This window comes from Xenorhabdus sp. SGI 60 (assembly GCF_056632175.1).
Genome location: NZ_CP196860.1, coordinates 2,417,772 through 2,431,234, shown reverse-complemented (window position 1 = coordinate 2,431,234; position 13,463 = coordinate 2,417,772). Strand labels below are relative to the sequence as shown.

Below are 13,463 nucleotides of genomic sequence, written 5' to 3'. Positions count from 1 at the left end.
ATGTCCAATAGTCTTATCAATACTGCCATGAGTGGTATTAATGCTGCGCAGGTGGCAATGGGTGTAGTGGGTAATAACATTACCAACTCTAAGGTCGAAGGATATCACCGACAGACAACGGTAATGTTGCCGGATAGTGGCAGCATGTCACCGGTTGGTTTTATTGGCAATGGTGTGAATGTTAATTCTATTAACCGCCAATACGATGCGTTTATTAATCAGCGATATAACGCTGCACAAACCAAACATGACGCATTAAAGATATACAAGGAGCAGGTCACCCAAATTGACAATCTACTGGCGGATAAGGCAACCAGCCTTTCCAGCTCGATGGAAGACTTTTTTAACAGCCTGAGCACGCTTGAAAATAACGCAGATAATAGTGCGGCAAGAACGACAGTGCGAGGTAAAGCTGAAGGTTTAGTTAACCGATTTAAAGAAGCTGATCAAACTCTCCGTAAGTTGGGCAGTGGTATCAATAACCAAATTGAACAGAATGTTAAAGAAATCAATAAACACGCGGAAGAAATTGCCTTTCTGAACGATGAAGTTTCTCGCATGCGTGGCGCAGGGCACGGTGAGCCGCTGGCTTTACTGGATAAACGTGATCGTGCGCTGTATGAGTTAAATCAGCTTGTTGACGTAGAAATGACTCAGCAAGACGGTGGCGTTTACAACGTCTCATTTAGCGGTGGCATGTCGTTGGTATCGGGTAGCAAATCCTATCGGTTAGAAGCGCTCCCATCCAGTGCAGATAGCAGCCGTATTACGCTGGGCTATGATAATGGTACAGGGACCAGAGAGATTGATGAACGCTTTATCTCGCAAGGAAAGTTGGGTGGTGCATTACGTGTACGTAGTGAAGTGATCGATCCAACCCGCAATCAATTAAACCAGTTGGGATTAGTGATGACGGATCGATTCAATCAGGTTCAGCGCGGTGGCTACGATCTGGAAGGTAAACCAGGTATTAATTTCTTCAATTTTGCGCAGCCAGCAACTATTGCTAACAGCAATAACAAAGGTACGGCTGAAATTAAAGTGGAATATGCAGATACCACGAAAGTAAAAGACAGTGACTACACCATCAAGTACGAAGACGGGGATTGGAAAGTACAGCGTGTTGCTGACAGGGAAATGATCTCTGTAACTAAAAATGGTAATACGCTGGAATTTGACGGTCTGAAAGTCGGGATTGATGCGACTCATCCACAGGATAATGATCGGTACACACTGAAAACGGTCAGTGGTGTAATAACGACACTTGAAGTCAATATTCAGGATTCTGCTCGATTAGCAACTGCTGGCAAAGGAAACAATGGTCCAAGTGATAACGACAATGCGAAGAAATTCACTCTCCTGCAAAAAGAAAAGCTAATTAATGGTAAAAATACCTTGACTGATGCTTATGCTTCATTGGTCAGTACGGTGGGTAGCAAAACCAATAGTGCTAAGCGCAGTCTGGAAGCTCAAGAGATTAGCTTAGAGGCGTGTTTTACAGCCCGTGAGCGGCTATCTGGCGTCAATATGGACGAAGAATACGGCGACCTGCAACGTTTGCAGCAATACTACTTGGCAAATGCTCGTGTTATCCAGACAGCATCAACACTGTTTAATGCCATTTTAGATATTCGTTAATCACTCGTGGCGAAAGAGAAAAAGGAACTGATATTGTGCGTGTAAGTACGAATCTTTTATACAGCCAAAAAATGAATGGGGTTTTTGGCGCCCAGTCTAAATGGATGCGGTATGGTGAACAGTTATCCAGTGGGAAACGTGTTATCAACCCATCTGATGATCCATTGGCGGCTTCCCAGAATATTGTGACTTCCCAATCTGAATCGCAGAACCAGCAATTTGCGATGGCGCGAATCTTTGCCAAAAACACAATGTCGACCCAATTGAGCACTATCTCCAGTGTTGTATCGGCGACACATAGTGTTCTGGAAACATTAGTCGCGGCGGCTGATGAACAGAGCGACCACGATCGTGCATCTTATGCTCAGCAGTTAGATGGGCTTAAACAGCAATTGCTGAATCTCAGCAATAAAACCGATGGCGATGGCCGTTATATTTTTGCTGGTTATAAAACGGATAAACCCCCTTTCAAAGCTGATAGTAACGGGAAAGTTACCTATGAAGGCGGAGATCAGGCTATAAGCCAAAGGGTAGATGACAACCGTTCCATGATTATCGCCCATACAGGAAAAGACGTCTTTTTATCGGCAACCTCCAACCCGATTAAAGAACCTGATGGTAAAGCAAGTGAATCAAATATTTTTTCTTCCATTGATTACGCGATCGAAGCGCTTAGAAAGCCATTCACGGATGCCAGCCAAGCAGAAAAAGATGCAGCACTGGAGCAGATTAACAAGGCTAACCGAGGTGTGCGTAATAGCCTGAACAACTTGTCTTCGGCAGAGGCTGTGCTAGGGCTGCAACTTCAGGAAATGGACAAATTAGATGACTTATCTCGTGAACGCAGTATGGCCAATAAAGTTCGCATGGGGGAATTGGTTGATGTAGATTGGCTCTCCACCATTTCCAATTATTACCAGGAACAGGCATCACTACAGGCTTCTTATAAGGCTTTTGCTGATTTAAAAGGCATGTCGTTGTTTGAGGTGTATCGCTAATTAAGATTGGTATACTTCCAAATTTTCAGGTTGCAATTTTATTTTCTTATCCCAGTTATACAGCCCTTGCTTTTTCATTAAATTAGGAAAAATAAGGGCTTCTTTAAGTTATGTTTCCAGTGGTAATAAATCTCTGTAAAACATGATACATTGAGGAATGAAAAGGCGGCAAAAATCATCGACATCGCAGAAAATTGCAACTAACTTGTTCATAGCTTGTTCCTCCCCGGAGCTGTTTCGACGTGCACCAAAACAATGCTCCTGGAACAGGCTTCACGTCAATTTCTTATCCAGAATTCGGGTTTCCTTCCTTCACGTTCAATGAAAGTCCCTATGACTTTGTCGCTGTCATGCATCTCTTCTGATTTGGAATAACTTATTGTTTTTCTATTCAACCTGTTGCTCTGTTCCACCGTAACCGCGCAATTAACCCCACATACCCAGCGCATTAATCTTTTGTCATAGTGTGTTTTCTCTTATTAAAGGAAAACCACCATGACACTGACTGAAAAACAGCAACATTGGGCAGCGGTGATTGATTCCCAGAAGCAGAGCGGACTGACGGTGACCGCGTTTTGCCAGCACCATGAGATTAATCTCGCCACCTTTTACTATTGGTCCAAAAAACTTCGGCAACAGTCTGAACCGCAGCGCCTGCATCCCGTTGTGCTTGATGAGTTCCCGATACCGGACATCCCGTCATACTCTGCCTGCCCTCGATCGGTTTGAGTTCCCCTGCGTCTCTACTCCACAGATACGCCACTGGGTTGAGGCGCTGCAATGATACCGGTTGGCAACATCTATCTGGTGTCTGGCCAGACTGACATGCCAAAACCATCCACGGGCTGGCCAGTGTGGTTGATGCGCTGGGGTTATTGCTCAGTGAAGCCGGATTTATTTTCTGTAATCGCCAGCGCGATAAACTCATATTCTGTTCTGGACACCAATGGCTTCTGGCTTTACTATCGCCGGCTGGAAAAAGGTCGCTTCCAGTGGCCTCTCCTTCTTCCTTCATTCCCCTCGCCTCTTCTCTCTCCCTCCCCTCTTTTCTCCCGCCTTCTTCTTTCTTCCCTGGCTTCCCTCATTTTCCCTGGGCCTGGTCATGCTCCTCCTTTTTTTTTCCTCTTTCGAGTCTCCATCCCATCTGCTCGCAGCTCCCTCGCTCCGCTTTCTTCCCCCCCCCCCCCTTCCCCCTCCTCTCCTTGCGCCCCTCTTTTTCCCGGTATCAGTGAGTCAGATTGGCTTCTCTCGTTCAGTGAATAAACTTAATCTTCAATGCATTGATCATGCATCTCTTCTGATTTGGAATAACTTATTGTTTTTCTATTCAACCTGTTGACTCGTATACAGTGAGTCAGATTGGCTCTTTCTATTCGTTGAGTGAATAAACTTAATGCTTCAACATTGAGTAAGGTGATAAGAAAATATTCTATTTATTTTTAAAATTAAAAACCCCGCTGTAATATCTTATATTCATATTCTTGAGCATTAAGCTGCGTTTGTAGCTGCATCATAAATGTATCTTGATGTTTAAATTCATTGCAAACGAATAAATCAAGAGCAGCATACTGATATTCAGGCCATGTGTGAATAGTAAAATGTGACTCTGCTAATATTAGTGCACCACTGACACCCCATGATTGAAATTGATGGAAATTATAAGTAACAACATTCAGCTCACATTGCTGGGTAATATCAAGCATGATTTTTTCAATGGCTGATACAGATTTCAGTACCTCTGCATCACAATCTTTCATCTCTATGATAATGTGAGTACCTAGTTGTCGTGTATTATCCGATGAACTGACTTTTTCCTGACCTCGATATTGAAATTTAGTGCCATGACACTTATTACAAGTTGCCTCTATGAGTTGTTCTATCGTTAATATATTTTTTCCGTGTCCAATGGTTATCATGTTATGACATGATTTACATTGGTAAAATTTTATACGAGGGTTAATTTCTCCAGTATAGATTTTATCTGAATAATTATTTCCCCCTGAGATTGTCGGGTATGTTTGAGGTGTAACAGAAAGAACATAGAGATCGCTGACATTACTGATAATACTTCCGCCATGATATTTATTGAATTGTAGATAAATGTTTTTTATAAGAAGATTCTGATTGTTGAATAACCTTTGAACTTCTTGGTTTTCCATTGGTTTTTTTTGACCAAAGGAGAGTAAAATCTCACTATTATCATTTTTAGTGAAACTAATAGCGCGTGATAAAAATAGTTTTAATCCGCTTAATGTATAAGGTGGATCTGTCAAAACGATGTCAAAATTTTTAGTGTATACATTAGCGAGTTTTAGGTCTAAATATTCAGTATTAATGACAAAATCATTTTTCTTTGCGACATCTCGAATAAAGGTTAGTAGATCTTGATCGATATCCTTGACAAAAATATTTGTTGAGCAATCGTAGCCGAGTTGTTTAAATGCCATCATCAGGGCTAAGGAAGTCAAATCATCATCACCTAAAAATAAAATATTTTGTTTAAATACTCTTGGATTATTAAGTAATAACATTACCCGGCGTATTGATGTCTCTAATGTCGCATGTGCTTGATCTAACAAAACATTGACTTGAGGTCTGCTGTTATATATAGGCTCCAATAACACGGAAAGCGCTTTCTCAAACTCTTCTCGTTTTTCTTCTGATGACAGCAAGTTATATTTATTTATATCAACTGATCGGTATCCCAGTTCATTTTTTACATATTTTATGCCCATGGAATTTAATTTAAAAACACCTTTGTTTTCAGCGTAATCATATTTTATTAATTCTTTTTTAAATGCGGAAATGATAGGGATAGGTAAACCGCTTTTTAATGAAATGTCTTTATTTGATGTGCTGTCACATAAATACAAGCGTATTAATAATGTCTCTAGCACTTCAACTGGGTGTGACAATTCCATATTATTTTTTATAACATTCAGCGTGTTCATGGCTATCTCTTTTTACGTGATTTATTAATTTTAAAAAAAAAGAGGAGGGGGGTTGTTTTTTTTTTTTTTCTTTTTTTCATCCTGGGGGTTGTGTTTTTCCCCACAATTTTAACAAATATCCTCAATTTTTAGTGTTTTTCTCAGTTTGTTTGGGGGGGGAACCATCACATTTTTTAAAACTAATAATAACCCATATTTTATTTTTACTAAATTATCTTAATAATAACTAAGAATAATTATTCTGTGGAAAAATAACACTAATATGCTACCATTTTTTTTTCTGAATATATGCGATTTGTTGTCCTCTCGTAGAGTTTGGGGTTAATGCACTTAATACTTTTCAAATACCTATTGATAATAAGTAATGACATGATTAATTTCTTTTTTATTGCACAGAATAATAACGAATAAAACAATTAATCCTTATCAATAGTAAGAAACCAACTCGATATCAATCCCGAATAGGTTTGTTTGTTTTTTTTTTTTTTGTGTTCTTTTTGATTTGGGCTGGGGGCTGAGGGCTGGTAGATTTTGTGGCTTTGGGCCGTGCATAGTTAGGTGGCGAGATTATTCTTTCTTTTGTTTTGTGGGCCGCGGTTGAAAACCGGGTTGGAAGGTTCTCGCGAGTTAGTTCGTTATTCGCAGCTGACTTTTTTTTTTTAGTGTGTTGAGAAGCGTGTAGGGGAGGACGAAAAGGGCCTTGTCTTTTTGGTGTTGTGTTGTGGCTACCGCCCGGCAATAAGAAAAGAAGTAGGTTTGTTGGTGGCGGCCGCTTTTGTTTGGGGGTGGTGGTGGTGTGGCGAGAAAGGAAGGCCCAGAAAGTGGGGAAAGCGAGTTTTGGTCAAGTTGGTTAGACCCCTTTTATTTTGAAGGTTCTTATGGTGCGTGGCGTTCTTTGTTTGCGAGGCCCAAGCGGTGGGAACGCCGAGAAAAGAAAGCGCGTGTGTGTTTTCGTGTGGGTAGATTAAGCAGCGTCTTTTGAGGGAGGCCGTTCGGCGTTTTTCTGTCGGGTTTGTTGGGGGGGGGTAAGATATATTTAGGAAGAAATAAAGAAGGGGCTGGTTGGCGGGGGGGGCGGGGTGTCTTTCTTTTAAAAGGAAAACCCCCAAAAGTAGCTGGTAATTGGGCGGCCAACAGCCGGATTTTTGCCGGTGGAGGACCCCGGAAGAAAAAAGGGGGAGGAAGGGTGGAGACCTCCTTTTGTGGTTTTCTCGCCAAGCATAAATTATTGGGGTATACATTCGCCAACACTGGCGGATTGAAAATAGTCAGCACTATATCCTTGATGTTGTTTTTAAAGAAGATGATTATTGTTCTCTGGATTGAGCCGTTGAGTCTGGCTTTATTTCGACGTATCGTGCTGAATATGTTAAACAGTGCCTACGGAAATTGAAGCTAATCGAGTTGTTATGTTGGTACACTGAGACAATGTAATATTGCATGGCGTTAGCATGATGAGCAATATGATCTTCAATAAAGCTGGCGATAAAGTAGTAGCTATGATCATACTCTGGTCGGAAATTTATAGTCACGGGATAACCGGTTTCATCGCAAATATCTTGCAATAAATCAGGGCGTAACTGTTCATCCAAAAAGTCGTCATTGAGACCTTGATCAATCAAAATAGGAAGCTGTTCTTTCGCATTCTTGATCAGTTCTACAGTGTCATATTGTTTCCAATCCGATATATCTTCACCAAGATAGGCTGAAAATGCTTTTATTCCCCATGAAACCTGACCAGGGGCTACAATAGGTGAGAATGCCGAAACACTGTGATAACGTCCTGGATTTTTCAATGCAATAGTCATTGCACCATGACCTCCCATTGAATGTCCACTGATTGCTCGTATATTCGTGACTGCAAAGTGTGTTTCAATCAAATTGGGGAGTTCTGAAACAACATAATCATACATACGATAGTGTAAAGCCCAAGGTTGTCTTGATGCATTGAGATAAAAGCCAGCACCTTTTCCAAGATCATAGGCGGGATCGTCAGCGACATCATCGCCTCGTGGGCTGGTATCTGGAGCCACAATAACGATACCCTGTTCAGCAGCATAACGTTGAGCACCTGATTTTGTGATGAAATTTTGCTCGGTGCAGGTCAGACCAGAAAGCCAGTAAAGGACGGGTAATCTTCTTTCTTTAATCTGAGGAGGCAAGAAAATTGCAAAACGCATCTGGCAACCCAAAACTTTTGATTCATGTTGATAGACATCCTGCCATCCACCAAAACAAGCGTGATGTTCGATTCTTTCCATTACTTCCTCTCTAACGTCATTTGTTGCAGTGATATTTTATGATTTGTCAGATACCGTGTTGGCTTGCAACACGGTTTTCTGTCAACGATCCAGAGTTAGTCAGTAGTAAATAACTGTTCGGATCGATTTACCTCCATGCATCAGGTCGAAAGCCTCATTAATGGATTCCAGAGGCATCGTATGGCTAACGAAAGGTGCAAGTTCTATTTCACCTTTCATCGCCTTTTCCACCATTCCCGGCAACTGGCTGCGTCCTTTTACGCCGCCGAAAGCTGTGCCTTTCCATGTACGCCCGGTAATAAGTTGGAATGGCCGGGTGGAAATCTCTTGTCCAGCGCCGGCTACACCAATGATGACTGATTGTCCCCATCCCCGGTGCGCGCTTTCCAGGGCGGCACGCATGACATTGACATTACCGATACATTCGAAAGTATGATCAACACCCCATTTAGTCATTTCCAGAATGACCTGTTGGATAGGTTTATCGTAGTCATTGGGATTGAGGCAATCAGTGGCGCCAAATTGTCTGGCAAGTTCAAATTTAGTTGGATTGGTATCAATGGCAATAATGCGTCCCGCCTTTGCCTGGCGAGCGCCCTGAACAACGGCCAGACCAATCCCACCCAGTCCGAAAACGGCAACAGAATCTCCCGGCTGTACTTTGGCTGTATTATGTACGGCACCAAGACCAGTAGTGACACCACAGCCCAATAGGCAAACTTGTTCATGGTTTGCCGTTGGATTTATTTTTGCCACGGATACTTCAGCAACGACCGTGTATTCACTGAATGTGGAACACCCCATGTAATGATAGATAGGTTGTCCATTGTAAGAAAAGCGAGTTGTGCCATCTGGCATGAGGCCCTTACCTTGCGTTTCACGGACTGCGATGCAAAGGTTAGTTTTCCCAGACTGACAGAACTCACATTTGCCACATTCCGCCGCATATAATGGAATGACATGGTCACCTGGTTTTACACTTGTGACACCGTCACCTACTTCGACCACGATACCGGCTCCTTCATGCCCCAGAATAACAGGGAATATTCCTTCGGGATCGTTCCCTGAAAGGGTAAAGGCATCTGTATGGCAGACACCTGTATGGCTGATTTTTATCATGACTTCACCTGCTTTTGGTGGAGCAACGTCAATTTCGATAATTTCGAGTGGTTTATTTGGCCCAAAGGCAACGGCAGCACGTGATTTCATATAATCCCTCTTTGATTTTTGCACAGAATATTTTAATACTTCTATTTGTCTGGATATTATCCGTATAGTTTGCTTTTATTTTTGAGCTATGGCCAATCAATCAATAAAAAATATTTATACTCATCAATATCACCATCATTATGCAATATCGCCGGATACCAGAATTAATTCAATCTTAATAAGATTAGATAGTCTGTGTATAAGAATATTTTTCTAATCTTATTTCTTATATCTATAGAGATTTTTATAAAAGACCCCATAACCATAGCATTGTCAATTGACTTTAAACTGATAAATAGTGTCTTTTGTAAATTATTTAAAATAAAATAATAAATGATGGATTTTATTGAGGCTTGTCAATAATATGTCTCATCGATTAACTAATTTTATATCGTTCTATAAAAATCATTGAAGATAATAAACGCCCTTACCGAGTAGTTATATATTCTGATTTCAAATCATGGAGGTTTAATGGCTGACTTCAATTCTCAACCCATTAAATTTGCTTATTGGGTGCCTAATGTTTCAGGTGGATTGGTGATAAGTAAAATCCAGCAACGTACCAACTGGGATCATACTTATAATCGTAGTCTGGCCCAAATCGCCGAAAGTGTAGGTTTTGACTATGCATTGACTCAAATTAGATTTACTGCTGGATATGGTGCTGAAAACCAGCATGAATCGATGACTTTTTCGCAAGATCTGCTTTCAGTGACCAATAAATTGAAAATCATTGCCGCCCTTTTACCCGGGCCTTGGAAACCCGTGTTGGCCGCTAAACAGATAGCAACAATCAGTCAGCTTTATGGTGCCCGTATTGCGGTTAATATTGTTAGTGGTTGGTTTCGCGGTGAGTTTAAAGCGATTGGTGAACCGTGGTTGGATCATGAAGAACGCTATTTACGTTCTGAAGAATTTATCCGTTGCTTGCAAGGGATCTGGTCGCAACCCGCTTTCAGTTTTTCTGGTGATTTTTATCGTTTTCATGATTATGTTTTAAACCCCAAGCCACAGTCACCATTACCGGAAATTTTTCAAGGAGGCAGTTCCAGAGCCGCCAGAGACATGGCTGCACGCGTTTCTGATTGGTATTTTACTAATGGCGGCAGTGTGGAATATATTCACAAACAAATTGAAGATATTAAAGCTAAAGCGTTATTAAATCATCATCAGGTAAAAATCGGCGTTAATGGTTTTGCTATCGCCCGTGATGATGAGAAAGAGGCTCGCGCAGTATTACAGGATATTTTAGATAATAGTGATTTTGAAGCGGTGAAAAGTTTCCATCATGAAGTGCAAAATGCGGGAAATGCATCACCGGAAAAAGAAGGAAACTGGGCAAAATCAACTTTCGAAGATCTTGTACAGTATAATGACGGCTTTAAAACCAACCTTATTGGCACACCATTACAAATAGCCCAACGAATTATTGAATATAAAAAGGTTGGTGTGAACCTGATATTGCTTGGATTTTTGCATATGCAGGAAGAGTTAGAGTATTTTGGTAGAAACGTGATCCCACTTGTCAGAGAATTGGAACAACAAGCCGATTGAATAACCATTTATTGATTTTAAACGACGTGTTATCCGCGTATTCGTAAAGAAACAATAGATTTCATGATGCTTGAAATTATTGGGTATATCAAAAATTGATATCAGATCATCCACCCAATGAACTAAATTTCTCGATATCCTGCCATAGGCTGGTTACCCATTGTCCGACATGGGGGGCGGACAGCATAGTCATGTGATTGCCGGGCACAACTCTGGTATTGAGTTCAGCCGCGTGAAGACGCCATTGGGTTTCGCGAGTTCTCCTTTCATCTTTTTTATCGCCTTCCGCGTTAACCAAATGGACAAGCCCCTCATAACGGGTACGAGGTCTATAACTGGTGTTCAGATTAGCCTGCATGACGCGAACAATCCCTTGCAACAGTGATATAGGTGTTTTTGCCGGGAAAAGCCCAACCTTAACCAGAACACTGTGCAGATGCTGGATTTGTTCATCTGCGGCCAGGCCAGCAAAATCTTGTCTGGCGAGCGGAAGAGGCTGGTTTAATATCATATTATAGATATCGATCAACTCCATGATTGTTTCAATACGGTTGACTGACTTGAGGGCACTCCCTGGCTGATCAGGTTCATCGGTATCAATCAGAATAAGATCGGAGACCTGTTCTCCATCGGCCTGCAATTGCAAGGCTATTTCAAAGGCAATCCAGCCTCCAAAAGAGTGACCGAGCAGGTGATAAGGGCCATGCGGTTGGATCTGGCGGATATTCTGGATATAGGCACGAGCTGCTCCTTCAACACTGCTGTAAGGGAAATGATGCTCAATCGTGAACCCACGTGCCTGTAAAGCGTATACCGGAAGTTGCTGTGGGAATGATAGTGCCAGTTCGAGCAGACTGGACGGGCTGGCACCGGCACCTGGCAGGCAAAATAGCGGCGATACGGCTGGAGAGCCTTGCTGAATAATAACCAGTGGGTCGAAGGAAGGCACATCCCGTAAGTTTTCAGTGATTGAATCCACGATTTGGTTTAGCAAAGGAGGCTGCATAATGGAGAAATGTGTCCCGCCGATAGGATGGAGCACCGAATCGTGACCGACAATGTCATGCCAGCCGTGCCAACTGTCGCCGTTGACTAACTCCTCCGCAGTATAGAGGTAGACCGGTAAGGCGGATTTTTGCGCGATGTACCCTTGACCAAGCTGTGAAATCATCTCGGCGGTATAGACACGCAGGAGAATATCTTCGCGTGTGATCCCCGCCGGCAACCACTGGTGTTCAGTAAAGTGATCAAGCACCTGTTCCACGTTACTGAGGTTGTACAGTTCTGCCAAATCCTTTTTATCATCAATAATCTTTTGGGCACGCAGTGCGTTAATGACGAATCCAATTCGTTTTGCTTCTTCGCTTACAGAGGGGGCGATAGTTGTTAAGGCGTCACTATTATCTTTATGGGCATGATAATAGGAATCGATCATACCGAGAAACTCGACTGTCTCACCGTCACTAGTTAATTGTTGGGCTATCTCGTAGGCAATTAAACCCCCAATCGACCAGCCCATCAGACGATAAGGCCCTTGTGGTTGGATACGGCGAATGGCCTGAATATGGCAGGCGGCAAGTGCTTCAATTGACACCGGAGGATGCGTCAGTGTATGGATACCAAGCGCCTGCAAGGCATAGACCGGAAGTTCAGGGGGCAACCGGGTAGCCAAGGAAGAATACACCAGGGGATCACCGAATGTTTCGTGGACCAAGAATAAAGGTAGCAAAGTGCCTGCCGGACTGAGCGGTACAGGATTTTCGTCAAATGGGGATACGGGCATGACGAACTGTTCCTTAACAGCCAGGGCCAGATCACATAAGGTTGGATGGGTGAACAGAGTGGCCAGTGAAACCTGCATATTTTGTTCGCGCATGTGATTCAACAACTGTACCGCAAGCAGCGAGTGTCCGCCAAGCTCAAAGAAATGGTCATGGCGGCTAATCCTTTCCAGTCCCAGTAAATCTTGCCAGATCTGGGCCAAAGTGGTTTCTGTTTTATCGATGGGAGATTCATAGCCCCGCACCACGAAAGCGGACAGTTCGGGGGCAGGTAACGCCTGTCGGTCGAGTTTGCCGTTAGGGGTTAACGGGAAAGTCGCTAACGTGACAAAGGCACTGGGCAGCATATAGTCGGCAAGGTGTTGAACAAGTTGCTGGCGCAGTTCAGCGGGCACCAATTCAACCCCTTCCTGCGGTAACAGGTAGGCGACCAGCCGTTTCTGGCCTGGCTCATCTTCGCGAGCAATCACTGCCGCTTCACGTACGCCGTCACATTGGATGAGCCTGGCTTCGATTTCCCCCAATTCAATGCGGAAACCACGCAGCTTGACCTGAAAATCATTGCGACCAAGGTAATCGATATTGCCATCGGGCAGCCAGCGGCCGAGGTCACCGGTTTTGTACATGCGGGTATCAGGTGTGGCTGAAAGGGATCGGGAACAAAACGTTCCGCTGTCAACTCAGGGCGGTTGAGATAGCCTCGGGCCACATTGGTGCCACCAATATAAATCTCACCAGTAACACCAAGAGGCAGCAACTGGCCTTGGGTATCCAGAATATAATCCTCCACCTACACAATCACCACCACATCGGTAGGAAATATCGGATACCGAGGTATCAAAGGCGATGGTCGCAAATTGCAGATCGATCCCCAAATTGTCGCTGGTCTGGTGCTGGGCATGGATAAAGTTCACCACATTGCGGTGCTCCAGCATCACGCCTTTGGGCTGTCCGGTGGAGCCGGAAGTATAGATGATATAGGCCAGATGATGGGGTTGAAGTTGCACAGCAGGATTATGGGCTGGCTGTTTTGCCACGTTATTTCGGTGGCTTCATTATCCGCACCAGACG

Annotated in this window: 7 protein-coding genes and 5 pseudogenes; 6 read left to right on the top strand and 6 right to left on the bottom strand. The window is 43.2% G+C overall.

Annotated features, from left to right (window positions below):
* Together flgK and flgL are read left to right on the top strand one after the other, a co-directional pair.
* Positions 1 to 1,638 carry a flagellar hook-associated protein FlgK gene (flgK, locus tag ACSJJG_RS11120; protein WP_481089391.1) on the top strand — a complete coding sequence of 546 codons (1,638 nt, stop codon included), beginning with the start codon at positions 1 to 3 and terminating at the stop codon, positions 1,636 to 1,638.
* A gap of 35 nt (positions 1,639 to 1,673) precedes the next feature.
* Entirely contained in the window at positions 1,674 to 2,636 is a 963-nt protein-coding gene (gene flgL / locus ACSJJG_RS11115; protein WP_481089390.1) for a flagellar hook-associated protein FlgL, read from the top strand.
* A 278-nt stretch (positions 2,637 to 2,914) separates the two neighbouring features.
* On the opposite strand, the pseudogene ACSJJG_RS11110 reads toward flgL, so the two are convergent.
* Positions 2,915 to 3,034 (bottom strand): annotated as a pseudogene (locus ACSJJG_RS11110) (IS1 family transposase); the annotation flags it as partial.
* Between the two features lie 97 nt (positions 3,035 to 3,131).
* Here ACSJJG_RS11110 and tnpA point away from each other — a divergent pair.
* Positions 3,132 to 3,365, top strand: coding sequence for an IS66 family insertion sequence element accessory protein TnpA (gene tnpA / locus ACSJJG_RS11105; RefSeq protein ID WP_481089389.1), 234 nt, complete (start codon positions 3,132 to 3,134; stop codon positions 3,363 to 3,365).
* A 51-nt stretch (positions 3,366 to 3,416) separates the two neighbouring features.
* Entirely contained in the window at positions 3,417 to 3,899 is a 483-nt protein-coding gene (tnpB, locus tag ACSJJG_RS11100; protein ID WP_481089388.1) for an IS66 family insertion sequence element accessory protein TnpB, read from the top strand.
* Positions 3,900 to 3,901: 2 nt separating this feature from the next.
* Here tnpB and ACSJJG_RS11095 read toward each other — a convergent pair.
* Positions 3,902 to 4,021 (bottom strand): annotated as a pseudogene (locus ACSJJG_RS11095) (IS1 family transposase); the annotation flags it as partial.
* 60 nt (positions 4,022 to 4,081) lie between these two features.
* Positions 4,082 to 5,587 carry an adenosylmethionine decarboxylase gene (gene speD, locus ACSJJG_RS11090; RefSeq protein ID WP_481089387.1) on the bottom strand — a complete coding sequence of 502 codons (1,506 nt, stop codon included), beginning with the start codon at positions 5,585 to 5,587 and terminating at the stop codon, positions 4,082 to 4,084.
* Between the two features lie 1,239 nt (positions 5,588 to 6,826).
* Between speD and ACSJJG_RS11085 the strand changes: the two are divergent.
* Positions 6,827 to 6,959, top strand: a pseudogene (locus ACSJJG_RS11085) (ISAs1 family transposase); the annotation flags it as partial.
* 64 nt (positions 6,960 to 7,023) lie between these two features.
* On the opposite strand, the pseudogene fghA reads toward ACSJJG_RS11085, so the two are convergent.
* Positions 7,024 to 7,848 (bottom strand): annotated as a pseudogene (gene fghA, locus ACSJJG_RS11080) (S-formylglutathione hydrolase); the annotation flags it as partial.
* 99 nt (positions 7,849 to 7,947) lie between these two features.
* Entirely contained in the window at positions 7,948 to 9,057 is a 1,110-nt protein-coding gene (locus ACSJJG_RS11075; RefSeq protein ID WP_481089386.1) for an S-(hydroxymethyl)glutathione dehydrogenase/class III alcohol dehydrogenase, read from the bottom strand.
* A 471-nt stretch (positions 9,058 to 9,528) separates the two neighbouring features.
* Here ACSJJG_RS11075 and sfnG point away from each other — a divergent pair, with 471 nt between their 5' ends.
* Positions 9,529 to 10,611, top strand: coding sequence for a dimethylsulfone monooxygenase SfnG (gene sfnG, locus ACSJJG_RS11070; RefSeq protein WP_481089385.1), 1,083 nt, complete (start codon positions 9,529 to 9,531; stop codon positions 10,609 to 10,611).
* 106 nt (positions 10,612 to 10,717) lie between these two features.
* Here sfnG and ACSJJG_RS11065 read toward each other — a convergent pair.
* Positions 10,718 to 13,393, bottom strand: a pseudogene (locus ACSJJG_RS11065) (alpha/beta fold hydrolase); the annotation flags it as partial.
* Positions 13,394 to 13,463 lie beyond the last annotated feature (70 nt).

Excerpts from the sequence above, each read along its gene's own strand:
- flgK (WP_481089391.1), top strand. The coding sequence starts at position 1 with ATGTCCAATAGTCTTATCAATACTGCCATGAGTGGTATTAATGCTGCG.
- tnpA (WP_481089389.1), top strand. The coding sequence starts at position 3,132 with ATGACACTGACTGAAAAACAGCAACATTGGGCAGCGGTGATTGATTCC.
- tnpB (WP_481089388.1), top strand. The coding sequence starts at position 3,417 with ATGATACCGGTTGGCAACATCTATCTGGTGTCTGGCCAGACTGACATG.
- speD (WP_481089387.1), bottom strand. The coding sequence starts at position 5,587 with ATGAACACGCTGAATGTTATAAAAAATAATATGGAATTGTCACACCCA.
- ACSJJG_RS11075 (WP_481089386.1), bottom strand. The coding sequence starts at position 9,057 with ATGAAATCACGTGCTGCCGTTGCCTTTGGGCCAAATAAACCACTCGAA.
- sfnG (WP_481089385.1), top strand. The coding sequence starts at position 9,529 with ATGGCTGACTTCAATTCTCAACCCATTAAATTTGCTTATTGGGTGCCT.